The 22,542-nt window shown below is 63.4% G+C and carries 23 protein-coding genes and 1 rRNA gene; 7 read left to right on the top strand and 17 right to left on the bottom strand.

Features of this window, described 5'->3' with window-relative positions; all coding sequences use genetic code 11:
* From HHL22_RS21815 to HHL22_RS21785, 7 genes are all read right to left on the bottom strand, one after another.
* A 16S ribosomal RNA gene (locus HHL22_RS21815) occupies positions 1–80 on the bottom strand; the annotation flags it as partial.
* Positions 81–935: 855 nt separating this feature from the next.
* Positions 936–2,168: a serine hydrolase gene (locus HHL22_RS21810; protein WP_169533485.1), complete on the bottom strand. Its 1,233-nt coding sequence runs from the start codon at positions 2,166–2,168 to the stop codon at positions 936–938.
* Between the two features lie 121 nt (positions 2,169–2,289).
* Positions 2,290–3,579, bottom strand: coding sequence for a hypothetical protein (locus tag HHL22_RS21805; protein WP_169533484.1), 1,290 nt, complete (start codon positions 3,577–3,579; stop codon positions 2,290–2,292).
* 114 nt (positions 3,580–3,693) lie between these two features.
* On the bottom strand, positions 3,694–5,049 hold the full coding sequence (locus HHL22_RS21800) for an APC family permease (protein WP_317172719.1): 1,356 nt from the start codon (positions 5,047–5,049) through the stop codon (positions 3,694–3,696).
* A 94-nt stretch (positions 5,050–5,143) separates the two neighbouring features.
* Positions 5,144–5,674 (bottom strand): DUF2480 family protein, encoded by a 531-nt coding sequence (locus HHL22_RS21795; RefSeq protein WP_169533483.1) that lies wholly within the window; start codon positions 5,672–5,674, stop codon positions 5,144–5,146.
* Between the two features lie 75 nt (positions 5,675–5,749).
* Positions 5,750–6,457 (bottom strand): tRNA (adenosine(37)-N6)-threonylcarbamoyltransferase complex dimerization subunit type 1 TsaB, encoded by a 708-nt coding sequence (tsaB, locus tag HHL22_RS21790; RefSeq protein WP_169533482.1) that lies wholly within the window; start codon positions 6,455–6,457, stop codon positions 5,750–5,752.
* 147 nt (positions 6,458–6,604) lie between these two features.
* A complete protein-coding gene (locus tag HHL22_RS21785; RefSeq protein WP_169533481.1) occupies positions 6,605–6,871 on the bottom strand; it encodes a hypothetical protein in 267 nt (88 codons plus the stop codon).
* A 295-nt stretch (positions 6,872–7,166) separates the two neighbouring features.
* Here HHL22_RS21785 and HHL22_RS21780 point away from each other — a divergent pair, with 295 nt between their 5' ends.
* On the top strand, positions 7,167–7,526 hold the full coding sequence (locus HHL22_RS21780) for a hypothetical protein (RefSeq protein ID WP_195809344.1): 360 nt from the start codon (positions 7,167–7,169) through the stop codon (positions 7,524–7,526).
* An 88-nt stretch (positions 7,527–7,614) separates the two neighbouring features.
* The gene (locus HHL22_RS21775) at positions 7,615–7,905 is read left to right on the top strand and encodes a hypothetical protein (protein WP_169533480.1); all 291 of its coding nucleotides are present in this window, start codon (positions 7,615–7,617) and stop codon (positions 7,903–7,905) included.
* A 92-nt stretch (positions 7,906–7,997) separates the two neighbouring features.
* Here HHL22_RS21775 and HHL22_RS21770 read toward each other — a convergent pair whose 3' ends face one another.
* From HHL22_RS21770 to HHL22_RS21755, 4 genes are all read right to left on the bottom strand, one after another.
* Positions 7,998–8,642 carry an NAD-dependent epimerase/dehydratase family protein gene (locus HHL22_RS21770; RefSeq protein WP_169533479.1) on the bottom strand — a complete coding sequence of 215 codons (645 nt, stop codon included), beginning with the start codon at positions 8,640–8,642 and terminating at the stop codon, positions 7,998–8,000.
* A 148-nt stretch (positions 8,643–8,790) separates the two neighbouring features.
* Positions 8,791–9,594: a pyrroline-5-carboxylate reductase gene (proC, locus tag HHL22_RS21765; RefSeq protein WP_169533478.1), complete on the bottom strand. Its 804-nt coding sequence runs from the start codon at positions 9,592–9,594 to the stop codon at positions 8,791–8,793.
* 163 nt (positions 9,595–9,757) lie between these two features.
* Positions 9,758–10,894, bottom strand: a complete 1,137-nt coding sequence (locus tag HHL22_RS21760) for an acyltransferase family protein (RefSeq protein ID WP_169533477.1) — start codon at positions 10,892–10,894, stop codon at positions 9,758–9,760.
* A 213-nt stretch (positions 10,895–11,107) separates the two neighbouring features.
* Positions 11,108–12,892, bottom strand: coding sequence for a glycoside hydrolase family 10 protein (locus HHL22_RS21755; RefSeq protein WP_169533476.1), 1,785 nt, complete (start codon positions 12,890–12,892; stop codon positions 11,108–11,110).
* 189 nt (positions 12,893–13,081) lie between these two features.
* Between HHL22_RS21755 and HHL22_RS21750 the strand changes: the two genes are divergently transcribed.
* Positions 13,082–13,570 carry a hypothetical protein gene (locus tag HHL22_RS21750; RefSeq protein ID WP_169533475.1) on the top strand — a complete coding sequence of 163 codons (489 nt, stop codon included), beginning with the start codon at positions 13,082–13,084 and terminating at the stop codon, positions 13,568–13,570.
* 122 nt (positions 13,571–13,692) lie between these two features.
* On the opposite strand, the gene HHL22_RS21745 is transcribed toward HHL22_RS21750, so the two are convergent.
* Together HHL22_RS21745 and HHL22_RS21740 are read right to left on the bottom strand one after the other, a co-directional pair.
* Positions 13,693–13,998 carry a hypothetical protein gene (locus HHL22_RS21745; protein ID WP_169533474.1) on the bottom strand — a complete coding sequence of 102 codons (306 nt, stop codon included), beginning with the start codon at positions 13,996–13,998 and terminating at the stop codon, positions 13,693–13,695.
* Positions 13,999–14,125: 127 nt separating this feature from the next.
* Positions 14,126–14,413: a hypothetical protein gene (locus HHL22_RS21740; protein WP_169533473.1), complete on the bottom strand. Its 288-nt coding sequence runs from the start codon at positions 14,411–14,413 to the stop codon at positions 14,126–14,128.
* 132 nt (positions 14,414–14,545) lie between these two features.
* Between HHL22_RS21740 and HHL22_RS21735 the strand changes: the two genes are divergently transcribed.
* From HHL22_RS21735 to HHL22_RS21725, 3 genes are all read left to right on the top strand, one after another.
* Positions 14,546–15,511 (top strand): hypothetical protein, encoded by a 966-nt coding sequence (locus tag HHL22_RS21735; protein ID WP_169533472.1) that lies wholly within the window; start codon positions 14,546–14,548, stop codon positions 15,509–15,511.
* Positions 15,512–15,631: 120 nt separating this feature from the next.
* Positions 15,632–16,477 (top strand): rhomboid family intramembrane serine protease, encoded by an 846-nt coding sequence (locus HHL22_RS21730; protein ID WP_169533471.1) that lies wholly within the window; start codon positions 15,632–15,634, stop codon positions 16,475–16,477.
* A gap of 136 nt (positions 16,478–16,613) precedes the next feature.
* On the top strand, positions 16,614–17,669 hold the full coding sequence (locus HHL22_RS21725; protein ID WP_169533470.1) for a zinc-binding dehydrogenase: 1,056 nt from the start codon (positions 16,614–16,616) through the stop codon (positions 17,667–17,669).
* Positions 17,670–17,876: 207 nt separating this feature from the next.
* Here HHL22_RS21725 and HHL22_RS21720 read toward each other — a convergent pair whose 3' ends face one another.
* Complete coding sequence (locus tag HHL22_RS21720; RefSeq protein ID WP_169533469.1) at positions 17,877–18,578, bottom strand: OmpH family outer membrane protein; 702 nt, start codon at positions 18,576–18,578, stop codon at positions 17,877–17,879.
* A 68-nt stretch (positions 18,579–18,646) separates the two neighbouring features.
* Here HHL22_RS21720 and HHL22_RS21715 point away from each other — a divergent pair, with 68 nt between their 5' ends.
* Positions 18,647–19,885 carry a glycoside hydrolase family 28 protein gene (locus tag HHL22_RS21715; protein ID WP_169533468.1) on the top strand — a complete coding sequence of 413 codons (1,239 nt, stop codon included), beginning with the start codon at positions 18,647–18,649 and terminating at the stop codon, positions 19,883–19,885.
* A gap of 11 nt (positions 19,886–19,896) precedes the next feature.
* Here HHL22_RS21715 and HHL22_RS21710 read toward each other — a convergent pair whose 3' ends face one another.
* From HHL22_RS21710 to HHL22_RS21700, 3 genes are all read right to left on the bottom strand, one after another.
* Positions 19,897–20,934 (bottom strand): succinylglutamate desuccinylase/aspartoacylase family protein, encoded by a 1,038-nt coding sequence (locus tag HHL22_RS21710; protein WP_241738199.1) that lies wholly within the window; start codon positions 20,932–20,934, stop codon positions 19,897–19,899.
* Positions 20,935–21,031: 97 nt separating this feature from the next.
* Positions 21,032–21,967 carry a 30S ribosomal protein S6--L-glutamate ligase gene (gene rimK, locus HHL22_RS21705; RefSeq protein WP_169533467.1) on the bottom strand — a complete coding sequence of 312 codons (936 nt, stop codon included), beginning with the start codon at positions 21,965–21,967 and terminating at the stop codon, positions 21,032–21,034.
* A gap of 21 nt (positions 21,968–21,988) precedes the next feature.
* Complete coding sequence (locus HHL22_RS21700; RefSeq protein WP_169533466.1) at positions 21,989–22,528, bottom strand: ATP-dependent zinc protease family protein; 540 nt, start codon at positions 22,526–22,528, stop codon at positions 21,989–21,991.
* Positions 22,529–22,542 lie beyond the last annotated feature (14 nt).

Genomic DNA, 22,542 nt, shown 5'->3' with positions numbered 1-22,542 from the left:
ATTGCTACCAACCGTTCGACTTGCATGTATTAGGCCTGCCGCTAGCGTTCATCCTGAGCCAGGATCAAACTCTCCATTGTAAAATGTTTCTCTACTCCTTCTCGAAAAAAGGATGATGTTGAGGGCTGACTTTGCTCACGTATTTGACGTTAGTTATAATTCGTGTCGTTTGGCATATCACATTTATAAGCTAGGCTTACTTAGTGATACCTCACTATTCGTTTGTTTCCATCATTCAAAGAACGTTTGTCGCTTCCAATTGAAGCAACTTGGCGGGTATACTAGGCTACCCTTTCTTGCTGTTTGCAGCTCTCTATTTTAATTGGGAGTGCAAAGGTAAGCAAGAATCTTTATTTTGCAAGTTTTAAGTGAAAAATTTTTAGAACTTTTCAACCCGACTTGTTTGCAGTAGCTTCCGATTGAAGCGCGGTGCAAAGGTAAGAGCTTTTTTTCGACTTTCAAACTTTTAGTGAAAATTTTTGAGGATTTTCGTGAGCTTTTCAGTGCTTATTCGCTTTCGATTAAAGCGAATCAGGAAGCTAACTTGTTAATAAACAACTTGTTTCGCTTCGGTTTTCAGAATCTTTATTCTGTTTGGGAGTGCAAAGGTAAGAAAGTTTTTTGACTTTCCAAATTTCAGTCTAAAAACTTTTGAGCTTTTCAAGCTTCTCTTCGGCGTATCCGATGAGCCGTAATTGAAACGGGGTGCAAAGATACAGAAAAGATTTTTGATTCGGCAAAAGAATTTCTAAGAGTTTTTCTTTCCATTCTTTTAGTGCCCACATCCGTTCGATTTGGGAGTGCAAAAGTAGCGTGACTGTCTGGCAATGCAAAGGCTATGGGCATTTTTTCTACTATCTAAGTTAGGAGCCTAGGGTGAGGGGCTTTGAAATGAAGAGGTTAGGAATCAAAAAAAGTTGCGTGAAGCCGGGTAGCTAGGGGGCAGGTTGGAAAAACAGTTCTAGGTTGGGGCGGTAGCGGCGGGGACGCTGGGCTTCGTAGCGGGCGAAAAGCTGGCCCAGCTGAGCCAAAAAGGGCAGGCCGATGCTGTCGTACTCGTAGTTGCCGTCGTTGATAATGCCGTCGCGGTTGACGTAGAGAACGGCGCTGAGCAGGAACTCAGCGTGGTGGAGGGAGTCGGCGAAGTAGGCTACGTCGGCGAGGTAGCCGTGCGACATGCCCACGATGTTGAAGATGCGCAGGCCTGGCTGGAGCTGGGCTTCGGGGCGGCGGCCATAATAGAGGTACTTCTTGTAGGCGTCGAAGTAACTAGGCGCGCTATAAGCCGAGTAGTGGCTGGCGTGGGGTGTGAGGTGCAGATACTGCCGTAGAAAGGCATAATCAGCCGGTGTGAGGTGGGGGCGCTGGGCTAGGGGTACCGATTCGGGGAAAAGGGCAGTTTGCAACAGCGCAGTGATATTGGATAAGGGCAGGTTATTAGCAGTCGTGAAGTTGTAGGGCTGGTGAATGATTCGCCGGCCTACTTGGTAAGCCCTACCGGCATAGACGGGCCCTAGGGGAGGCACGGGGGTGTGCGGATTCGCTTGCGCGGGCTGTTTATAGAGCGTATCGCCATTGGCAGTGTGAAAGGCAATGGGATTGGTGAAGCGGTTGGCCGCCGTGTCGCAGGGCGCAAAGCGGCGCACGATGCGGCTACCCGCGTAGCCAAGCTGCTGCAAGCGGGTATTAAGTGTTTGCTGCCCCACAAACTCGTAGAGGCGGTTATAGGCTAGGTTGTCGCTCACCAGTAGCATTCGCTTGATGTAGTTGCCGACGTTGGCTTGGCGGTCGGAATCGGCGGGAGCGGCGAAGGGCACGGGCGTTTGGCAACGCCCAGCGACCCCGGTAGACATAATGGTGCTACGGGTGACGCTGGCAGGTAGGGTATGCAGCTTTTCGAGGGCGAGCAGGGCAGTAGGGAGTTTGACTAGGCTGGCGGGATTGAAGTATTGGCGAGGATTGAGGTGGTAGGTGTGCTGGGTGAAGTGCGGGACATTGTTGGCATCGCGGTCGATGCGGGTATAAATAAGCTGGAGCTGGTAGGTGCCGGGGTGAGCCAACACCGTGGCAAGCGCAGGGCTACTGCGCAATAGGCTGTCGAGCAGCGGCGAATCTTGGGCCTGGGCGGCGCTGCTCAGTAGTAATAAGGCTATTAGAAAGCGGAGCATGGCGGCAGCAAGTAATGCTGTATATATACAGTGTATAAAAGGTAAGGCCGTGAGCGGGGACTCACGGCCTGGCGGGAACTGCTTTAGCAAAGAATAGCGGGCCTAGGAGTGCCCGCCTGCCCTAGGGTGCCAGGGGGGTGCGGCGCTTGGCTAGCAGCAGGTTGCTATCGGTTTGGCGCCAGTTGTAGCCGGTGCCGAAGGGCAGCGGGCGGACGCGGCGAAGGCTGTCGTGGTAGGCAGTGGTTAGCTCGGGCTGGTACTGCTTGGCAAAGAGGTTGATAGGGCGCTTGTAGGTGCCGTAGTAAGTGAACTGCCAGGTGGCCTTCGGGAAGTAGCGCATGGCAATACCGCTGTCATCCTGCAGCAGGTAGTTGCTGCGGGCGAGCACTAGGTTGCGGATTTTTGAGAAGTACGACTTGTGCATGAGGTAGGTAGCCGACTTCACGTAGGTGGTAAGCGGGCCGAGCGAGCGCACGTATTTCAGTGGCGCATCCTTGGTACCGAGCTTCCAATCGGACAGGTCGGCCGAGAAGTAGTAGAGCGTTTGGGGGCGGCCATCGGGCGCGCGCAGGGTCAGCTCGGTGCCCGCAATAGTCTTGGAGCCGGGGGCGCGGGTGGTGTCGGTTACGGCGTGGAGCTGGCCCTGGGCATCAAGCTGCACGGGGCGCACGGCTTCCACCTGGTGGCCGGTGCGGGCGGCAAAGAGCATAAGCAGCGGCACGGCCCCATCGAGGTTCACTGACTTAAGGTCGACGGCCATGTCGTTGGTGCGGAAGAAACTGAAATTGAGCACCGACCAGAGTGATTTTTTGACGGCGGGCAGCAAGGCCAGGTTTTCGAGGTTGGCGGGGCTAGGCACGCTGCCCACTGGCTCTAGCCCAAACAGCACGTAGGTGCGAGCGCCGGGAAACAAGGTGTAGGCATTTAGAAAATCGGGGCCGCTGAAGGGATAAAACAGCGTGGTAGTAGCCTGGCGCACGGAATCTAGCTCGGTGCGGGCCCAACTATCCATGCGGCTGGTGTGGGTAGCGCGGTACTTAACCCAGCTTTTATCTTGGTCTTTGGCAAAGGCCTGCCAGGCGGGCTGCGCGGCCAGGGCGGCCGGCGCGGTGCCAGGCGCGGGCGGTAGGCCCGCCAGAAAATCGGCCACGGACTGCGTGCGGGCGCTATCGGCGGCGGGCGGGGCTAGGGCTGGGGTGGCAGCTAGCGTATCCGCAGTAGCTGGTGTGTCGGCGGCTACTGTATCGGGGGCCGGGGCGGGGGCAGCTTTGGGGGCCGACGAGGGAGCGGGCATATTGGCCGCCGTATCGGCCATCGTTTCGGAGTGGGTGGCGGCGGACTGCTCGGGGGTGGACTGCGAGCAGGCGGCCAGCAACCCCAAGGCTGGCACTAAGAACTTCGGGAAGCGCATGAAAGAATAGGAGTGGCGCGCGACGGGCGGCCAACAAATTTACGGCCTCTTATTCAGCCTGAAATGAGAAGGTAACCCAAGTTAGCTGGCGAGCTTCAGCAGGCGGCGAGGGGCCTAGGCGGCGGGCTTAGACCTAGGGGCGGGGCGGGCTTTTTGGGCCAGGAAGTAAACTGCCAGGCCGCTGGCCACGGTAGCCAGGCCGTAGAGCGACTCCACGGGCTTGTCTTTGATGATGAAAACCAGCGTCCAGGCGCTGAGGGCCAAGAAAATGAGGGGCGTAAAGGGGTAGCCCCAGGCGCGGTAGGGGCGCGGCAGGCCCGGCTGCTGCCAGCGCAGCACAAACACGCCCAGCACCGTGAGGAAAGTGAAGAGGTTGAGCACGAAGCCCGCGTACACCAGCACGGCCTGAAAGTCGGGCTTCAGAATAAAAACCAGGGTAATGGCCACTTGCAGCAGCAGCGCCCGGCGCGGAATGCCAGTTGGCGTGCGCACGGCTAGCCAGCGCAGGGCGGGTAGGTCCTCGCCCATTACCTGCACGATGCGCGGCCCGGCAAACACCATAGCGCTGATGGTAGAGACGAGCAGCGCCGCGATAAGGGCCCCCGCAAAGCGCCCCCAGGCGGGCCCAAACAGGTAGTTGGCCGAGATGAAACCGACTTCAAGCTGCCCTTTCAGCCAGCCTAGGGGCGTAGAATACAGGAAAACGAAGTTGAGGCCCACGTAGAGCAGCAGCACCACGGCCGTGCCGCTGAGCAGGATGCGCGAGAGGTTGCGCTGCGGCTGCTCGATTTCGCCGGTGAGGTAGGCCGCCGCGTTCCAGCCCGAATAGGCGTAGCTGACGTAAACTAGGCTCACGGCGAAGGTGGGGCTGGCCAGCGCCCGCCAGCCGGCCACGCTGGGCCCAAACGCCAGCGGCTGCGGGTGGGCCGCTACTAGCCCCACAACGATAAACGCCACCAGCACTGCTACTTTGATGGCAGTGACGAACACCTGCATTCGGCTGCCGGCCCGCGCGCTACGGCCGTGCACCAGGGCCAGCACCAGCACCACGCTCACGGCCAGCGCGCTAGCCCCGCTAAAGTTGCTGCCGGCCAGCAGCGGCGTGGCCAGCGCGGGCCACACGCTTTGGGCATAGCGGCCCAGTGCCAGGGCGGCCAGAGCCGTGGGTGCCGCAAAGCCCACCGTGGCTGATACCCAGCCCGATAAAAAGCCGAGGGCGGGGTGGTAAATCTGGCTGAGGTAGTGGTACTCGCCGCCCGAGCGGGGCAGGGCGGCGGCCAGCTCACCGTAGCACACGGCCCCGCATAAGGCAATGAGGCCGCCTACCACCCACAGCATCAGCAGCGCAAACCCGCTCTGGATGCCTAGCAGCTGAAAGCCTAGGCTGGTGAATACGCCCGTGCCCACCATGTTGGCAATGACAATGGCGGCGCCGGTACGAAAATTCAGTTTATAAGGTTGAGACTGCACGGCGGCAAAGGTCGGGCCAGAGCCGTATACATAAGGGGCGTCCGACTTGACCAAGCGGGACGCCCCTTATGTATGCGCTAGTAGCTCGTGTTCCCTAGGCCTCGGCTGCAGCTACTGCCTTGGGCTTTTTGTAGAGCGGCACCGTGCTGCATGGCTCGCCATACATGATGCTGGCGGCCACTGGCAACAGGCGCTGCATAATGGCGACGTAGGCAAACGTGGGCACGGGCTTGTCGCCGCAACCCTTAACCACCAGCTTGGCATCTTGATAGTCGGCGGGATTGAGGCGGGCGATGGCCTGCTCGAACAACGACTGCTCTAGGGCCTCTAGGCTGCCGAAGACGTAGTGGTGCGCGTGGGCTTGCAGCTTGGTAGCCAGCAGCATGTAGGCCCAGGTAGGCACAATGGCGTCGGCCGAGCAGATAATGGCTACGTTCTGGCCGGCATACTGCGCCCAATCGTGGGTTTTAATGAACTCGCGGAAGTCCTTCTCGCGCAGCATCAGGCCGTGAAAGAGGTTGTCCTTGATGTCGTACACCACGCGCTCGCCGGGGTGGATGTACTCTTCCAAGTTGAGCGTGACGAGGCCGCTGCTGGCGACGCGGTTGACGAAGAGAGGCTCCATAGTTTCAGTTATCAGTTAACAGGCATCAGTTATCATTCAACAGCATCAATCTACAAAGCTGATAACTGATGCCTGTTAACTGATAACTGTTTTAGGCGTGGTAGTATAAACTTCTTTCAAGTAAAACGGCTCGTAGTAGGCCACGTCCTGAAACTCCTGGCGCTGGTAGGCCCCTAGGGCCAGCTCGCCGGTGCTAACGGCAGTGGGCTGCACATCGGCCAGGAAAAGCGCGTTGGGATTGGCGGCTACCAGGGGCTGAAACTTGGCGGCCCCCGAGCCGAAGCATAACACCGGCTGGTGGGCTAAATGTTCGGCCAAGGCCTCGGGGGCTAGAATTAAGTTGCTGGGAGGCAGCAGGCTAGTGCCGTCGGCGCGGTACAGCGCAGTGTACACTTCCTGGCGGCGCGCGTCGAGCATGGGCGCGTAGAGGTAGGCTTCGGCGCGGGGCGTGCGGGCGGCCACCTGGTGGGCCAGCGCGGGCAGCGTGCCCACGGCCAGCAGCGGCACATCGAGGGCAAAGCACAGGCCCTTGGCCGCCGCCGCCCCAATGCGCAAGCCGGTGTAGGAACCCGGCCCGTCGCTCACGGCCACGGCGGCGAGGTCGGCGAGGACGTGGCCAGTATTTTCGAGCAGCTGCTGTACCAGCACCGTGAGGTGGGTGGAGTGCGACTTGTCGAGGCGCAGCTCGCTGTGGCCCAGCAGCCGGGCGGTGGGCACCTCGTGCAGCGCCACCGAGCAGATGGGCGACGACGTTTCGAGCGAAAGCAAAAGGGAGGCAGGCATGAAAGGCAGCTACGTGAAGCATTCCGCGGTGCTACCAGCCGCAGCACCCGGCCCCGCAAAGGTCGCCCTAGGGGCGCTAGCAACAATAAAGCCGACCCGCTTAGGCAAGCAGGCCGGCTTCAGCAACGAAGAAAATAGCTAGTGGGGCTAGGCGGCCGCCGCGGCATCGGGCAGGCCCGCCGGATACATGGGAATAACCGGCGTTTCGGGCGCGCCGGGGGCTAGGGCCGGAGCCTGCGCATCGGCGTGGTGGCGCAGGGCGCGCATCAGCAGATACTTGTATTTTTCGGCATCGGCCAGGGCCTGGGCAATGGCTTGCTCGGCCGCCGCCACGGTCACGACGGGCTGCAATTCGCGGCGCGGGCGGCGGGCTTCGAAGACGTGACCGGCGAGGTATTCGGCAGGGTTTTTCATGGCAAGAACAGCGTTAATCGGCGTACTTTATCAACCGATTTTGGGCGTCTGAAATTCCTTTTTATTGAAAATAATCTTCTTGATTATCAGCGCTTAATCAAACAGCAGCCGGTTCAGCCACTGACCTTTATTTTTTGGCAAGGTATTGGTAATAACAGCAGCGTTGGGCGACAGCGCCGAGCGGGTTTAAGCAGGGCATTTTTTATGCACTGCCGCTGTTAAACCTTCGCTGGGCGGCCTCGTCCAAGTTCATACTATTCACAGTTAAACGGGAGTGCTTTGGCACTTAATTTATATGCGTCGCAACCTGTTTTTTGCTTTTGTGCTGGTGCTGGGCTTCGGCCTCACGCTCAGCAGCTGCGCCCCTGGCGTATATGGCGGCACCAGCGTGGGGGTGGGCGTGGGCCCGGCCTACTACGGCGGCTACGGCCCCGGCTACTATGGCCGCCCTTACGGCTACGGCTACGGCCCGCGCTACTACGGTGGGCCCGTTATCGTTAATCCCCGCCCGATTATCGTCAATCCCCGGCCGCGCTTTTACGGCGGCTACCACGGTGATGCCGGCTTCCACGGCGGCGGCGGTGGCTACCGGGGTGGCTTCAATGGTGGCGGCTTCCACGGTGGTGGGGGCGGCGGGCGCCGGGGCGGGCGCTAGGCCTCGCCTATCCCATCCGGCCCACTTGGTTTTTCGTTAAGTATCTACGCTTTTTCTCATCCCAAACGTGTTCCAGCACTCTTTCGCCATGTCGCTCCGTCCTTTGTTCTTCGCTTTGCTACTGAGCCTGGCTGCGGCCGGCACTGCCTCGGCCCAAATTGTTATTGGCGCCCGCATTGGGGTGGGTCCTCGCTACTATGCCCCACGCCCGCGCTACTACGCGCCGCCCGTGGTGGTGGCCCCAGCGCCGGTGTACTACGCCCCGCCGGTGGTAGCGCCGCCCGTGTACTATGCCCCGCGCCCGGTGTACTATGCGCCCCGCCCAGTGTACTACGCCCCGCGCCCCTACTACGGCCGTGGCTACTACGGCCGCTGGTAGCTGGGCAAATTGCTCGAAAAAACAGCCCTGGTGCCTCGCGGTGCCGGGGCTGTTTTTTTAACGCGGCCCTAGGTCCTCCCCCACCCTTCAAGCTACAGCGTGCCCGACTCGTGCACCCGGATGCCGCCGCCATCGTCTTCGGCGGCGCGCAGCATGGCCTGGGCCACGGTGGCGGCGGCCACCGGGCGGTAGTGGCGCCAGCTGCCGCGCAGTAAGGGGCCGGCCAATTTCAGAAAAAAGGCGCCCAGCCGCTCACCCAGGCGCGGCGCCAGGCGCTCGCCCAGCAGCAGCGAAGGCCGGAAGATGTGGATGGCGCGGAAGGGTGCCTCGCGCACAGCGGCTTCCATCTCGCCCTTCACGCGGTTGTAGTAGAAGCGCGAGTCGGCATCGGCCCCCATGGCGGAAACCACCAGAAACTGCGAGGCAAAGTTGGCCGCCGTCAGCGCCGCCAGCTTCACTACGTACAGAAAATCAACTTCGTAGAAAGCAGCTTTGGAGCCCGCTTGGCGCATGGTAGTGCCTAGGCAGCAGTATACGTCGTCGGCAATGAGGCGCAGGCGCACGGCTTCGAGCTGGCCCAGCTCGGTTACGACCTGCACCAGCTTGGGGTGGGTGACGTTGACTGGCCGGCGCCCCACCACTATCACCTTGGCATAGCGCTCGGAGGCTAGCAGCAGCGGCAACAAGGCACTGCCTACCAGGCCCGTAGCGCCGGCGAGTAAAGCTGTTTTTTGCATAAAAGCTTCTAGAAAAGAACCTCAGGCTGACGATAGGAAGCATCTCTATCGCACTAGTCAGGCTTACGTCAAAAGTCAATTACGCGGTAGAGATACTTCCTATCGTCAGCCTGAGGTTCAGTTTGCGCTTGTGCAACCAAAAATGGCCCTACTGCCGGCCCAGTGCCTCGGCGCGGGCGCGGGCAGCCTCGGCGCCGGCCATGAGGCCTTCGCGCACCGCGCCTTGGCCAAAGGCCCCTAGGGCAGCCTCGGTGGTGCCGCCTTTGCTGGCTACGCGGGCAATCCAGTCCTGGCAGCTGAGGCCCGACTGGCTATACAGCTCCACCGCGCCCCGAAACGTTTGGCTGACCAGCAGCTCGGCCTCGGCGGGCGCGAAGCCCATTTGGGCGGCGGCGGCCATCAGGGCCTCCATGCAGTAGTACACGTAGGCGGGGCCGCTACCCGAGATGGCGGTGCTGGCATCGATGGCGCTTTCCTGCTCTACATACACCGTTTTGCCGGTGGTGCTCAGCAGGTTTTGCACTTGCACCAGCTCGGCGCGCGTCACCTCGTCGGTACTGGTAAAGGCCGTCATGCCCATACCGATTTGGGAGGGCAGGTTGGGCATGGCCCGAATGACTTTGGGCGTGCCTAGGGCCTGGCGCAGGGTATTTATTTGCACGCCGGCCATGATGCTGAGCACTAGCTGCTGGGGCTGCACCAAGCCCTGCAGCTGCGCAAACAGGGCGGGAGAATCCTGCGGCTTCACGGCCAAGATAATAATGTCGGCGCCCGGCACGCAGTCTTCGGGGCGGCCCCACACGGTGCCTACCTCGTGGGCGGCTAAGGTGGCTACTCGCTCGGGCGAGCGGGCCAGCAGGCGCAAATCGAGGCGCGAGGTGATGTGGGCGCGCACGAAGCTGCGGGCATAGGTGAGGCCCATGTTGCCGCCGCCAATGATGAGAATTTTCATGAGGTGAGGGCTTCGCTCGGGAAGTTAGCGCTGAGGTGCGCGATGGTAAAGCGCTGAGATATGCTGAGCGCGGATAGCACGAATGGATTGGCAATCAGAGTAATATAATAATTGCAACAAAGATGCAAAATTAGCTTCGCTCAAAATGCAACATTGTTGCTCATTATACTTTCCAAATCCAGCCCTGCCGGCGCACCACTACCAGCGCCACCAGCCAGACGAGCAAACATACCACCGCGCCGGCCAGCGACGCATTGCGCGGGTCGAGAAAATGCGGGGCTATATATCCCTGGTAGAGCCACTCCTGGCCGCCCACCGGGCCCCTAGGGCCCGCCAGGTGCAGCAAGCCCAGCGTGCGCGAGAGGATGGCCGAGCCAAAGAACACGGCAATGGCATTGACGCCGGCCGCCACGGGCACGGCCGTCCACCAGCGCGAACCTTGCACATCGCAAAGCCAGTAGAGCAGCGCCAGCAGCAGCGCAGCCAGCCCGCCGGTGAAGAGCACGAACGAGCTGGTCCAAAGTGCTTTGTTGATGGGAAACCACTGGCTCCAGAGCAGGCCGGCGCCCACGGCCAGCGCGCCGGCCACCGCTAGGCCGCCTAGCTTGGCGCCGGGCGGGCGGGTGGTGCGCAGCCACTGCCCAGCCAGGGCGCCCAGTAGGCCGGTGCCTAGGGCCGGTAGGGTGCCCAGCAAGCCTTCGGGGTCCCAGGTGCGGGAGGTTTTCCAGAGGTGCGGCTCGGTGAGGATGGTGCGGTCGAGCCAGGCGCCGAGGTTGGTTTCGGGGGCCAGGCTGGGCACGCCGGTGCCGGGCACGGGCACCAGCTGCATCAGCACCGCGTAGCCCACCAGCAGCACCAGCACTAGCGCCGCCTGGGTGCGCCAGCTGCTGAGCATATACACCACGCTCGCCCCAAAGTACACCAGCGCAATGCGTTGCAGCACGCCCAAGATGCGCACCGTGCTGAAGCCGAAGTGCGGGTAGAGCGAGGTGAGCAGCCCGAGGGCAAAGAGCATGGCCGCCCGCCGCGCCACCTTGGCCAGCACTGGCCCGGCGGGCGCGCCGGCCGCCTTGGCGCCCGCCAGCGCGTAGGCTAAACTCACGCCCACAATGAACAAAAAGAAGGGAAACACCAGGTCGGTGGGCGTGCAGCCGTTCCAGGTGGCGTGCTCCAGGGGCGGGTAGATGTGGCCCCAGTCGCCGGGGTTGTTCACGATAAGCATCATCATGACGGTGAGGCCGCGAAACACGTCGAGGCTGACGAGACGGGGGGCGGGCACGAGCACGGCGGGTTCTGGCATGGGGCGGCGGTGGGTACAAACGCAAAGGTGCCCGGCCGCTTCGGGAAAAGCAACCGGGCACCTGGTTCTTTTGCTGGCCACTCAGGACCCTAGGGCGCAGCCAGCGCGGCGGCAGTAGGCTTGCGCAAGTTGAAGCGGTAGCGCATGGCCTCACTTGCTACTAGACTGCCGCGGCAAGCTTCTCTTAGCTACCAGGGCCCTAGGGCCCCTACCCTAGCGCAAGCCAAACAGCCGGGCGAAGAAGCCACGGCGGCGCGGCTTTTCCTTTTCCTTGGTTTTCACCTTGTAGGCTGGTTCCTCGGCGGCGGGGCGGGGCTGGGGGCGCGGAGCCACCACTACCGGCGCGGTAGGGCGCGGGGCGGGGCGGGCGGCTACCGGCGGGGCCACGGTGGGCGGGGCAGCCGCCAGCACTTCATTGGCCAGCTTGCCCTCGCTGAAGATGCGCACCGGCGCGCTTTCATTGTGCAGGCGGTCGGCGGCAGTGAGGTAGTAAGCGTAGGCGGTGCCGGGCACGGCGGTGGTGTCCTGGTAGGTACCGGGCTGCCCTAGGGCCAGCGGCCGGATGATGGCCAGGATGCGCCTAGGGTCGTCGGGGCCCATCACTTGGCCGCGCTCGAAGCGGTAGAGCACGTAGTAGGCGGCCCGGTCGCCGTCGGGGGCGGGCTGGGGGTCGGGCGTCCAGGTGAGGGTAGCCAGCGGGCCCACGCGGTTGAGCAGCAACTGGCGCACGGGCCTAGGGGCCAGGCTGTCGAGCCAGGGCATGGTGGGCACCAGGGCCGGCGCGCGGTACAGGTCGAGGCGCAGCGAGTCGGTGCTGTGCAGGGGGTTGCCCACCAGCGACTTGGCCGAGAAAAACACGCTGCCCTGCACATCCTCGGGGTAGCTGCGGTTGAGGCGCAGCTGGCGGGGCAGCTCGCGCGGGTTGCGCCAGGCCGTGTCCGAGCGGGTGCTCTCGAACATGCGGTAGGTGCCGTGCCCGATGTAGAGGTGGCGCCCGAAGCGGTTGCGCGTCCACCACTCCAGCAGCGGGGCGTAGGGCACCAGCCGAAACCGGGTGCTCCAGTACAGCTGGGGCAAAATATAATCCACCCAGCCCTGCTGCAGCCACAGGCGCGAGTCGGCGTAGAGGTTGCTGTAGCTGGGCTGGCCGGCGCGGGTATCCGACCCTAGGGGGTCGGCGCTCTTGTTCATCCACACGCCGAAGGGTGAGATGCCGAACTTCACCCAGCGCTTGGTGGCGCGCAGGCTGTCGTGCAGCTCGTGCACCAGCAGGTTCACGTTGCGGCGGCGCCAGTCGCCCAGGCTCAGGCTGTCAGGGTTGTTGGCCTTGTAAGCGGCCTCGTCGTGGAAAGTGTAGCCCGGCTCGGGATACGGGTAGAAGTAGTCGTCAAAGTGCACGCCGTCAATGTCGTAGCGGCGCGTCACGTCCAATATCACGCGCTCGATGTGGCGGCGCACGTCGGGCAGGCCGGGGTTGTAGTAGTACTGGCTGGCGTAGCGGATAAACCAGTCGGGGTGGCGGCGGTAGGGGTGCAGGGCGCCCAGGCTGCGCGTCACGGTATCCATGGTGGCCCGGTAGGGATTAAACCAGGCGTGAAACTCCATGTTGTGGCGGTGCGCCTCCGAGATGAGGAACAGCAGCGGGTCGTCGTCGCCGGCGGGGGCTTTGCCCTGGCGGCCGGTCAGGTACTTGCTCCAGGGCTCCAGCCCCGACTTGTAAAAGGCGTCCGAAGCGGGCCGAATCTGCACGAACACCGCGTTGAGGCCGGCGCGCTGGCCGGCGTCGAGCAGGCGGCGGTACTCGCGCCGGTACTGCTCGGGCGCCTCGCCGCGCTGGTTGGGCCAGTCGATGTTGCCCACCGTGGCAATCCAGAAGCCGCGCAGCTCGCGCTTGGGCGGGGGCGGGCCGTCGTCGGCCTCCTGCCTGGCAGCCAGCTCGGTAAGGGTGTGAGCCTGGGCGCGGGCCAGCGGGGCGCCGAGCCCCCCTACCAGCAGCAACCAGCAAAAAACAGCACAAAAAAAAGAAGGGCGGGTACGCAACACAGGCACAAAGAACGGACTGCCGGGCCGCTTTCAGCTACCGGCCGCCAAAAGCCCGCCTGACACCCCTAGGGGCGCTGGCCGGGCCCAACCTTCCGCCCTTGGCCGGGGTATAGCCACGGGTACCTTTTCCCCCTCCCCTCGCTCATGGCCACTGCCAACCAGCCTACCCCCGACCACTCTCAGCCCACCGACCCGGCCCAGCTGGGCGCCGACCAAAGCCCCGAAACTTCCGCGCGCGACGACTCGCGGGATATGTCGCCGGTGATTGCCGAAACCCATAAAGACCAGGACCCCGCCACGGCCGGCCAGCAAGTAAACCAGCCCCTAGGCTCCCAGTTCGACCAACAGCGCCAGCAAAGCGCCGCCAATGACTCCGCTGGCGACGTGGGGCAAGGCCAGGGCCAAGGTCGCGCCGCCGACAACGGCGATGAGGACCGCGGCTACGAACAAAGCGGCTACCGCGGCGGCCTGGGCGGCAGCGGTGGCCGCGAAAGCCACGACGACTGCCAAACCGACACCGACGCCAACCCCTACACCGGCGGCTACGACGGTGGCGGCAACGACCAGCCTAGCCCCGAGCAAACCAAAAACTTGGGTCTTAACACGCCCTCGCCCACTGACAAGACACAGTAACACCCGCCTCCGACGGCACTAAAAAGGGCGGCCAAGCTGAGTAAATATCAGCTTGGCCGCCCTTTTTGAGTAAAACTTCGCCGTCTACGACAGTGTGTAGCCCAGCTTACAAAGTCAATAGGCTACGCACCGTCTTGCGCGGCGTTGGTGGGGTTTTGGTCGGCGCGGTCGGGTGCGGCGTCGGTGGGCTGCTGCTCGCCGCCTTCCAGGCCGTTGGTTTGGTCGGCGTCGCCGTAGTCGCCGCGGATGCCGGCGCCGTCGCTGCTAGCCAGGTCGGTCTGGCTCACGGTTTCGGGGTTGCCGCTGGCGTTCTGGTCGCGGTCGGTAGCGGCCTGCTGGTTGGTGATGGGACCGGCGGTGCTAGCGGTTTTGTCTTCTTCAATGGGGCCGGGGCGGCCCGAGTCGGGGGCGGGATTGGGGGAAACCATATTAGCTTAATGTGAAAATTAGTGGATGTAGAAATGTGAAAAATGATAGGAAGGAATGGGTAGGCACCAAAGCCGATGTGGCTATTTTCTCATTCTTCACATTTGCACATTTACATATTTAATAAAATTAAAGCGTTACCTCGCCGATGCTGGTGCCGCCGCTGCTGCCTGTGCCGCCGCTGACGCCCGCGCCCGTAATGCTGCCACTGTGCTCGTCGCCTTTGTCGTTGAGGACTTCTTTTTGCGCGTCGGGGTTGGCCGGGCTGGCGTTGCCACCGCTGCCCGAGTTATCGTCGGCGTTGCCGCCGTAAAGGGCTTCGCGGCTAGTGGGGGCCTCCTGGCGGCCTAGGGGCTGGTAGTCGTCCGACTGGATGGACTCGGTAGCCTGTTCTTTTTCGGGGCGGGTGGTAGGCATGGGAAAGGAATGGTGAAGGAAGAAATGATGCCTGGGTGTACGCAGGGTGCGGCGGGTGGTTGGGTTTCGGTTTTCTGGCGCAACTTGGGGGCTCGTGCGCCGGCGCTTGCCGGTTGGCCTACCCTTTTCCCAATGTCCGCTCCTTCCGACGCCCTGCTTACCAAAACTGACGCCGAGCTGCAGTTTTTTGTTGATAACCCGCAGCTTTACCAGCCCGCGCTAGTAGAGGCCGCCCGCCGCGAACTGGCCCGTCGCGCCGCCGAGGACCCTAGAGTATCGTCTTCGGCGGCGATGCCAGATGCCGCCGAGGCTGCAGCCACCGCTGCCACCACCAGCGCCCTGGCTAACGCGGCGCCCACCCCGCCGGCCGCCCCAGTTTACGCCACGCCGGCGCCCTTTGCCCCGCCGCCGGCCCTGGACTACCCCGCCACTTACCTGGATGAGCCCGCCCGGCGGCGCCCCTGGCTGGTACCGCTGCTTATTTTACTAGCCGTAGCGGCCGGGTTCGGGGTATACCGCTGGTCGGCGGCGCACGAGCGGGCAGCCCAGGCGGAGGCCAAGCGAGCCGCCGCCCGGCTGACGCCCGATGCGCTGAAGCTCGACGCGGTGGCTACTACGGCCATGCCGGAGTATAATATCACAGCATTAGTTGACAAGCAGTTGGCCAAAGTACCGGCCGCCGAAAAAGCAGACGCCCAGCCCTTGCGGCAGTTCCGGGAGATGAGCCGGCGCTTTTGGGTAGCCGAAACCCAGTCGGAATACCTCACCCAGCTGGCCGACCAGGGCAAGGCCGGAGCCGCCTTTGCCAGCCAGGCGCTGCTGGCGCGCGAAAACTGGCGGGCCTGGAACAAGGGTGCCATGTACGGCTACAAGTTTGGCCCGCGGCTGCAAGAGCAGTATGAACTGATGGGCAAGGTGGCCAGCAGCCAGCAGCACATCCTGGCCCGGCTGCCCGACTTGCTGGCCAACAAAGGTTTTTTGACGGACAAAGAGTTGGTCAACCGCACGGGGGATGTGCAAGCCTGGATGGCCGACCTGGCCGCAGTTTCGCCCGTCACGGGCCGCGCCTACGAAATAACTACCTTGCAAGCCAGGTAGTTACTTGCCGCAGCCTTCGCGGCGGCTGGTAGCGCTGGCGGCGGCTAGCCGGGCGGCGGGCAGCCCTAGGGCAAGCCGGCCGCCGAACCCACTACCCACCTCGCGCGGTTACCCTAGCGCATGGATTTATCAACCCCCGAGGCGGCCGCCGCGCACTTCGCCCAGCGCCCCGATGCCGAGCTGCTGTACCTGGCCCGCGCGGGCAGCGGCTACCCGCCAGCCGTAGTGGCAGCGGCCGTGGCCGAGCTGCAGCGCCGCCAGCTACTGCCCGAGGTAGCCGCCCCGCCTAGCCCCACCCCGCCGCCGGCCGAGGCCCCCGCCGAAACCTGGCTGCAGACGCTAGGCCAGCTGGCGCGCGGCTTGTTTTGGCCCACGCGCCAGTACTGGGCGGTGCCGCTGCTCATCGACCTCAATCTGCTGGTGTGGCTGGCCATGACGCTGAGCGGCGTGTCGGCCACCGCGCCCACCGGCCACGAGCTAGTGCGCTGGGGCTCCAACGTCAGCTCGCTCACGCTGCATGGCCAACCTTGGCGCTTAGTTACCAGCCTGTTTGTGCATGGCGGCATCACCCACTTGCTGCTCAATATGGCCAGCCTATGGCTGCTGGGGCTGCTGCTGGAGGCTCGCACCGGCGGTGGCCGGCTGCTGGCGGCCTACCTGGCCAGCGGCGTGGGCGGCTGCCTGGCCACGCTGTGGTACCACGCGGGCGGCATCAACTCGACGGGGGCCAGCGGGGCCATTTTTGGGCTGTATGGGCTGATGCTGGCCTTGCTGCTGAGCCGGCAGATTGTGCTTGACAAGTACGACCGCCGGGCCATGCTGGGGCTGGTGGGCTACCTCATTCTGAGCAACTTGCTTTCGGGCATCACGGGCAATATCGACAACAGTGCTCACTTGGGCGGGCTGGCCGTGGGCCTGCTGCTGGCCGGGCCGGCGGTGATGGCTTCGCTGCGGCGCGCGGCCTAGGGCTGGTCGTTGCGTTAAAAGCTGGCGCCTGAGCTTTATATTTTTTGATTCCTTTGCAGGGCGAATTGCGCTGCCCGAAAGCAAAACGCGCAGTTGGTGGTTATCAGCCTCCATTTCCACTACTAACCCTGCTTTTATGCTCGCCTTGCAGCAAGACGCCCCGCACCAGCCCGCCGTGGTGCGCGAAATTCCTACTCCCCAGCCCGGCCCCGGCGAGGTATTGGTACGCCTGCGCGCCGCCGCCCTCAACCACCGCGACGTCTGGATTCAGAAGGGCCAGTACGCGGGCCTGAAGCTACCCTGCACCCTAGGGGCCGACGGTAGCGGCGAAGTGGCCGCCCTGGGCGAGGGCGTAACGGGCTGGCAGCTAGGCGCGGGCGTTATCATTTACCCCGCCCTGGCTTGGGGCGACAACGAGCGCGTGCAAGGCCCCGACTTCCGGGTACTGGGCATGCCCGACCCCGGCACCTTTGCCGAGTACATTGTGATGCCGGCCCACGCCCTGCGTCAGAAACCCGATTTTTTGAGTTGGGAGCAGGCAGCGGCCCTGCCGCTGGGTGGCCTCACGGCCTACCGGGCAGCCTTTGGGCGGGCGCGGGTGCAGGCTGGCGAGCGGGTGCTGGTGGCAGGCATTGGGGGCGGGGTGGCGCTGCTGGCGGCCCAGTTTTGCGTGGCCCGCGGGGCCGACGTGTGGGTTACCTCGGGCAGCGACGACAAGCTGAACCGTGCCTTAGGCCTGGGTATCGGCCTGAAGGGCGGCATCAACTACAACACCGAGAAATGGGTGAAAACCCTGACCCAACAGGCGGGCGGCGGCTTCGACGTCATTATCGAGAGTGCGGGCGGCGAGGCCTACAACCAGTTGGTGGACGCCGCGGCCCCCGGCGGGCGCATCGTGAGCTACGGCGGCACCCTAGGGCCTATCAACGGTCTAGTGCCAGGCAAGGTGTTTTGGAAGCAGCTCGATTTGCTGGGCTCCAGCATGGGCAGCTACCAGGACTTCGATGCCATGCTGCAGCTGGTTACCGACCAGCAACTAGTGCCGGTAGTAGACAAAATTTTCGCGCTGGAAGAAGGCGAGCAGGCCCTGCGCTACCTCGACGCCAGCCAGCAGCTGGGCAAAGTAGTGCTAGAAATAGACTCTACCGCGCCCGGCGGGGCCGAAGGCGCCGCCGACGCGGGCGCCGAGTAAGACCGCAGATTTAACGGATTCAACGGATTTCGCCGATACGCTGGCTGCGCCAGCTGGCTACGCGAATGGGAGAGCGGCTTTATTCGCTTCATACACCCTAGGGAGGATGGAGAAGGAATTCAAGCTAAGCTCGTGCTCCCATTCGCGTAGCCAGCTGGCGCAGCCAGCGTATCGGCGAAATCCGTTGAATCCGTTAAATCTGCGGTCCTATTTACGGCGGTACTCCGCGTTCAGGTAGCTCAGCACCGGGGCCGTTACGTTGAGGCCGGTTTGGCCGTAGGCGACGGCGCCGCTGGGTGTGGCGGTGAGAATCAGCTTGTAGCCGTGGCTTTTACCGTAGGCTTCCATCTTTTTGCTCACGCTTTCCAGCACTTGCTGGGTGAGCCTGGCGTCGGCTTCCTGGGCCTGGGCCTGAATCTTTTGCTGCTCTACGCCGCTGCGCTGCTGCTGCTCCTGTAGCTTTTGCTCGGCGGCGGCACGCTGCTCGGGGGTGAGGCTGGCGGCAGTTTTCTGGTACTGCTCCACGGCCGAGCGGAAGCTGGTTTCCAGCGCCTGGTTCTGGCTTTGCCAGCCCTTGGCCTTGGCCTCAAACGAGCGGCGGGCATCCTTGGCGCCCTGGTAGCCCTCTACCAGCTTGGCCATTTCTACATACACGATGGCCCCGGCGGCGGGGGCCGGGCCGGCGGGCGCCGCGGCTACGGCCGGCGCGGGAGCTTCGGCAGCGGCCGTGGTAGCCGGGGTGCTGGCGGCCGTATCGGCGGCGGGCGCGTCAAGGGCCGGGGCTTCGATGGGCGCGGCGGCAGCTACCGGCGCGGTTGCCACTGGCTGGCGGAAATGCAGGAAATACAACACGGCTACCGCAATCAGCAGCACGGCATTAAAAAGCAATTGGGCAGGATTTTTCATCATGCGGCAAAGGTAGCAGCTAGTAGCAACCGGCTCATATCTTGCTCACAAGCGCGGTGGTATCTAGCAGCATGGAAACGCCTTTTGCACTATTTTTTTTGGTGGCATTGGCAGCCGCTAGCTGCACCCGCTCCTCGGTAGCACCAGCTGCCTCAGCCAACCCGCTTCCACCCCACACCGCCTACCTACGCCTGCGGGCCGATGGCAGCAACCAAGCCGCTCCGCTGCAGCAAGCCATCGACTCGTGCGCCGCGGCCGGCGGGGGCACGCTGGTGCTGCGGCCGGGTACCTACACCAGCGGCCCCGTTTACGTGCGCAGCGCCGTGACACTGCAGCTCGACTCGTTGGCGACGCTGTTGGCTTCGCCGACCATGAGTGACTTTGTAGTGGGCGGCAAGGTGCTGAACTTGCTGAATAGCCCCGCTGGCTCCGGCCTGCACGACGTGGCCCTGACCGGCGCAGGCACCATCGATGGCAATGGCGCGGCGTGGTGGGCGGCTTTCCAGGCCAACAGCGCCTTGGTGCGCCCGCGCCTTATCGGCATCGCAGGGTGCCAGAACCTGACCGTGACGGGCCTCACGCTCACTAACTCGCCCTCCTTTCACGTAGTACCTAGCCAATGTCAGCACGTAGTGATTACCAACGTCAAGATTAAGGCGCCCGCCACCTCGCCCAACACCGACGGCATCGACCCGGCCAACTGCGACGGCGTGACTATCACTGGCTGCCGCATCGATACTGGCGACGATAACATCGCCCTCAAGGGCGGCCGGGTCAGTGGCGCCCTGGCCACGCCCTGCCAGAACGTGGTGATTACCAATTGCCTCTTCCTGAATGGGCACGGGCTGAGCATCGGCAGCGAAACCTCGTCGGGCGTGCGCAACGTGCAGGTGAGCAACTGCACCTTCATCGGCACCACCAACGGCATTCGGCTGAAATCGGAAACCGGCCTAGGGGGCCCGATGCAAGGCCTGAGCTACCACAACCTGACGCTAACAAACGTGCCCAACCCCCTGATTATCGACCTCAACTACGCTCTCAACACTAATAGCAACTACCCAACTGATGTGCCCAGCGTGACCGACCTGACCATCGACCAACTAACCGCTACTGGGGCCAAGGCGGCAGGTAGCCTCGTGGGCCTGCCCAATTCGCTGCTGCGCAACCTCACCCTCTCGCACCTCAGCATCAGTGCTACTACCGGCTTGGTGCTGCAAAATGCCACGGGCGTCACGCTCAGCAGCTGCACTATCACCCCGGCCAGTGGGCCACCAGTTATTGCCACCAACGCCCAGGGCACTGGCTTCTAAGCCCTAGAGCCCTACTCGCTGGCCAGGTGCAGCAGCGCGTCGCCCTGGTGCACCACGGGCATGTAGTTGAGGCCGATGACGTAGCCGCTCCAGGGCGCGTCGAGGCGCACTACCTGCTCGCCGTAGGGGTCGGCCACCGAGCCAAATACCTGGCCTTCCTGCACGTAGTCGCCCAGCCGCACGTGGGCCCGAAACAGCCCCGCAAAGCGCGCCCGTAGCCAGCGGCTGCGGCGGCACACAATGCTGGCCTGGGCCGGCACCGGGCCCGCCGGGCTCATGCCCAGGTGGTGCAGCACCCGCAGCGTGCCCGCAATGGCTACCTCAATGCCCGCCTCGTCGAAGCGCAGGCTCTCGCCAGTTTCGAACACGATGATGCGCTTGCCCAACTCGTGAGCCGTGGCGCGCAGCGAGCCGGGGCGCAGCGGCGCGTGCAGGGTAAAGGGCGCGGCAAAGGCGGTGGCCAGCGCATCGGTTTCGGCATCTTGGCCCAGCACGCAGCGCAGCTGCGGGAAGTTGGCCCGGGCCGCCCCGCCGGTGTGGTAGTCGATGCCGTAGTCCACGAGCGGCATAATCTCGCGCATGAAGCGGTGCGCCACCCGGCTGGCCAGCGAGCCCCTAGGGTGCCCCGGAAACGAGCGGTTCACGTCCTTACCGTCGGGCACGTCGCGGCTGAAATTCAGAAACCCGTAGATGTTGAGAATCGGAATGGCGATGATGGTGCCTCGCGTGGGCCGCAGCAAGTCGCGCCGCACCAGCCGCCTAATCGTTTCCACGCCGTTCACTTCGTCGCCGTGCATGCCGGCCATCAGCAGCACTACTGGACCAGGCTCCAGGGCCCGTACCACATGCACCGGCACGTCGATAACCGTGCCCGAGGGCAGCTTCGAAATAACCAGCCGCGTGAGCACCCGCTCGCCTGGGGCAATGTGCAGGCCATTCAGCGGAAGCGTATTGTCTACCATCATGGCCGCGTTTTCACCAATAATCCGGCCAAAGCGGGAAGGTGGTAAAATAGTGATGTGGTAAAGTGGTAAAAAAAAGAACGTCATGCTGAGCTTGCCGAAGCATCTCTACCGAACGACCCGAAAGGCGTGGTAGAGATGCTTCGGCAAGCTCAGCATGACGTTCTTCTCTCATCACCTATCACTACTCTTCCTTTTTCTCCACTGGCTTTTTCTTTTTCACCTTGCCCTTGCCGCCACGCTTGCGCAGGGCCAGGGCGGCCGTATAGTCAATAACGCGGCCGGCTAGGTCGAGGCCGGTGGCTTTCTCGATGCCCTCGAGGCCGGGCGAGGAGTTGACTTCGAGCACCAGCGGGCCGCGCTTGCTTTGCAGCATATCTACGCCGGCCACGCCCAGCCCTAGGGCCTTGGTGGCCAGCAAGGCGGCCGCCTTTTCGCCCCGGCTCAGCTTCACGAGCGTGCCGGTGCCGCCGCGGTGCAAGTTCGAGCGGAACTCGCCCTCCTGGCCCTGGCGGCGCATGGCCCCCACCACCTCGCCATCCACCACGAAGGCGCGCACGTCGGCGCCCTTGGCCTCGGCAATGTATTCCTGCACCAGGATGCGGGCCTTGAGGTTGTGGAAGGCTTCGATGACCGACTGGGCAGCCTTGGCGCTTTCGGCCAGCACCACCCCTAGGCCCTGCGTACCCTCCAGAAGCTTGATAATGACCGGCGCGCCGCCCACCTGCTCGATGAGGGCGGGCACGGCCTCGCTGGAGTTAGTAAAGGCCGTTTTGGGCATGCCCACGCCGGCGCGGCTCAGGATTTGCATCGAGCGCAGTTTATCGCGAGAGCGCACAATAGCTTGGCTATCGACGGCGGTGCGCACCTTCATCATCTCGAACTGCCGCACCACGGCCGTGCCGTAGAACGTGACCGAGGCGCCGATGCGCGGAATAATGGCGTCGAATTGTTCGAGGGGCTGGCCCTGGTATAGAATACTGGGCTGACCTTTTTCGAGCACCAGGTGGCACTGCAAATGGTCGATTACCCGGGCCTCGTGGCCGCGCGCGGTAGCGGCCGCCAGCAGGCGTTGGGTGGAGTACGACCGCGGCTCGCGCGAGAGAATTGCCAGCTTCATAACGCTAAGTTGAGGCCGAAACTACGCCTCAAACGGCCCATCGGTTCCCAAACGCGGCCGTAGCAACTTGGCAGCAGCCCGGCGCTCAGTCTTATACGACATATCGCGCCGGGTTACATCGACCACGAAGCGACCCTGGCGCAGCAGCGTGCGGCCCAGCAACACCGGGTGGCGCAGGTCGGAGCGGTCGGCCAGCGAGAACTCGGCCCCGAAATCTTGCCCGTACAGCCGCACCACCGTGCGAATGACGAAGCGCGCCTGCACCTCGCCGTTGCTGGAGCGAATGTCGCGCTGGTCGAACTGGCGGAAAGCCAGCGGGCGGCCGTCGGTGGCGGGGTGCTCGGGGTCGAGCAGGCGCACGTGCAGCACCAACTCGCCGGTGGCCGGGTCAGGGGCCACGCGCACGTCCTGGCAGTGAATGGCGCTGGTGTAGGCCCCGGTATCTACCTTGGCCTCGACGCCCGTTAGGCCTAGGGCGGGCAGGTCAATCAGCTCGCGCCGGCCCAGGATGCGCTTGGCGGGGCGCTTAGCGGGCGCTGGCCGGCGGTTGGGTTTCTTCATGCGGGCGCAAAGTA

Source organism: Hymenobacter polaris (assembly GCF_012927305.1).
Lineage (GTDB): Bacteria > Bacteroidota > Bacteroidia > Cytophagales > Hymenobacteraceae > Hymenobacter > Hymenobacter polaris.
This window is presented reverse-complemented; position numbering and strand designations above follow the sequence as displayed.

Bases quoted from the DNA above. Each gene is read 5' to 3' on its own strand.
- HHL22_RS21725 (WP_169533470.1), top strand. From the start codon at position 16,614: ATGCTCGCCTTGCAGCAAGACGCCCCGCACCAGCCCGCCGTGGTGCGC.
- HHL22_RS21770 (WP_169533479.1), bottom strand. From the start codon at position 8,642: ATGCAAAAAACAGCTTTACTCGCCGGCGCTACGGGCCTGGTAGGCAGT.
- HHL22_RS21745 (WP_169533474.1), bottom strand. From the start codon at position 13,998: ATGGTTTCCCCCAATCCCGCCCCCGACTCGGGCCGCCCCGGCCCCATT.
- HHL22_RS21760 (WP_169533477.1), bottom strand. From the start codon at position 10,894: ATGCCAGAACCCGCCGTGCTCGTGCCCGCCCCCCGTCTCGTCAGCCTC.
- HHL22_RS21805 (WP_169533484.1), bottom strand. From the start codon at position 3,579: ATGCGCTTCCCGAAGTTCTTAGTGCCAGCCTTGGGGTTGCTGGCCGCC.
- HHL22_RS21740 (WP_169533473.1), bottom strand. From the start codon at position 14,413: ATGCCTACCACCCGCCCCGAAAAAGAACAGGCTACCGAGTCCATCCAG.
- HHL22_RS21720 (WP_169533469.1), bottom strand. From the start codon at position 18,578: ATGATGAAAAATCCTGCCCAATTGCTTTTTAATGCCGTGCTGCTGATT.
- HHL22_RS21710 (WP_241738199.1), bottom strand. From the start codon at position 20,934: ATGACGTTCTTTTTTTTACCACTTTACCACATCACTATTTTACCACCT.
- HHL22_RS21750 (WP_169533475.1), top strand. From the start codon at position 13,082: ATGGCCACTGCCAACCAGCCTACCCCCGACCACTCTCAGCCCACCGAC.
- HHL22_RS21730 (WP_169533471.1), top strand. From the start codon at position 15,632: ATGGATTTATCAACCCCCGAGGCGGCCGCCGCGCACTTCGCCCAGCGC.
- proC (WP_169533478.1), bottom strand. From the start codon at position 9,594: ATGAAAATTCTCATCATTGGCGGCGGCAACATGGGCCTCACCTATGCC.
- HHL22_RS21735 (WP_169533472.1), top strand. From the start codon at position 14,546: ATGTCCGCTCCTTCCGACGCCCTGCTTACCAAAACTGACGCCGAGCTG.
- HHL22_RS21795 (WP_169533483.1), bottom strand. From the start codon at position 5,674: ATGGAGCCTCTCTTCGTCAACCGCGTCGCCAGCAGCGGCCTCGTCACG.
- tsaB (WP_169533482.1), bottom strand. From the start codon at position 6,457: ATGCCTGCCTCCCTTTTGCTTTCGCTCGAAACGTCGTCGCCCATCTGC.
- HHL22_RS21775 (WP_169533480.1), top strand. From the start codon at position 7,615: ATGTCGCTCCGTCCTTTGTTCTTCGCTTTGCTACTGAGCCTGGCTGCG.
- HHL22_RS21780 (WP_195809344.1), top strand. From the start codon at position 7,167: ATGCGTCGCAACCTGTTTTTTGCTTTTGTGCTGGTGCTGGGCTTCGGC.
- rimK (WP_169533467.1), bottom strand. From the start codon at position 21,967: ATGAAGCTGGCAATTCTCTCGCGCGAGCCGCGGTCGTACTCCACCCAA.
- HHL22_RS21700 (WP_169533466.1), bottom strand. From the start codon at position 22,528: ATGAAGAAACCCAACCGCCGGCCAGCGCCCGCTAAGCGCCCCGCCAAG.
- HHL22_RS21810 (WP_169533485.1), bottom strand. From the start codon at position 2,168: ATGCTCCGCTTTCTAATAGCCTTATTACTACTGAGCAGCGCCGCCCAG.
- HHL22_RS21785 (WP_169533481.1), bottom strand. From the start codon at position 6,871: ATGAAAAACCCTGCCGAATACCTCGCCGGTCACGTCTTCGAAGCCCGC.
- HHL22_RS21715 (WP_169533468.1), top strand. From the start codon at position 18,647: ATGGAAACGCCTTTTGCACTATTTTTTTTGGTGGCATTGGCAGCCGCT.